The 713-nt window shown below is 71.8% G+C and carries 2 pseudogenes; one reads left to right on the forward strand and one right to left on the reverse strand.

Going from position 1 to position 713, the window contains the following annotated elements:
• A pseudogene (locus CFP71_RS45225) lies at nucleotides 1–130 on the reverse strand (TetR/AcrR family transcriptional regulator); the annotation flags it as partial.
• A 94-nt stretch (nucleotides 131–224) separates the two neighbouring features.
• On the opposite strand from CFP71_RS45225, the pseudogene CFP71_RS41110 reads away from it, so the two are divergent.
• Nucleotides 225–713, forward strand: a pseudogene (locus tag CFP71_RS41110) (anthranilate synthase component I); the annotation flags it as partial.

The following is a 713-nucleotide window of genomic DNA, read 5'->3' on the forward strand; positions in this document are numbered from 1 at the left end:
CGCGCACCGTCGCGCCGTCGAAGCCGCTCTCGCCGAACACCGCGCGTGCCGCTTCGATCAGCGCGGTGCGGGTGTCCTGCCCGCCGGGACGCCGTCCCCGGCGCCGGACGGTAGTGTCTTCACCAGCCATGGCGTCATCATGAACGGACCGGGCGCGAAATTCAACAATCCTTGAATTCATCCCCGGTCCCCGGCCGCCGGGCCGTTGCAGCACAATGAGCGACATGGTCAGCGCCGCAAACGCCAGCCCGTCGGGGCTCGGCTCGGTCAGCCCTTCGCGCGACGAGTTCCGCGCGCTCGCCGAGGGCCGTCGCGTCATCCCCGTTGTCCGTCGCGTGCTCGCCGACGGTGAGACCCCCATCGGGGTCTACCGCAAGCTCGCCGCTGACCGGCCGGGGACGTTCCTGTTCGAATCGGCGGAGAACGGCGCTTCCTGGAGCCGATGGTCGTTCATCGGCGTCGACAGCCCCGCCGCGCTGACCGTGCGTGACGGGAAGGCCGTGTGGACCGGCACCCCGCCGGTCGGCCTGCCGACCGAGGGCGACCCGCTCACCGTGCTGCGCGAGACCGTCGCCGCGCTGCACACCGAGCAGCTGCCCGGGATGCCGCCGCTCACCGGCGGGATGGTCGGCTACATCGGCTACGACGCCGTCCGCTGGCTCGAACGGCTCCCCGAGCTCGCCGAGCGCGATCTCGACATCCCCGAGCTCACC

Source organism: Amycolatopsis thailandensis (genome assembly GCF_002234405.1).
GTDB classification, from domain to species: Bacteria; Actinomycetota; Actinomycetes; order Mycobacteriales; family Pseudonocardiaceae; genus Amycolatopsis; species Amycolatopsis thailandensis.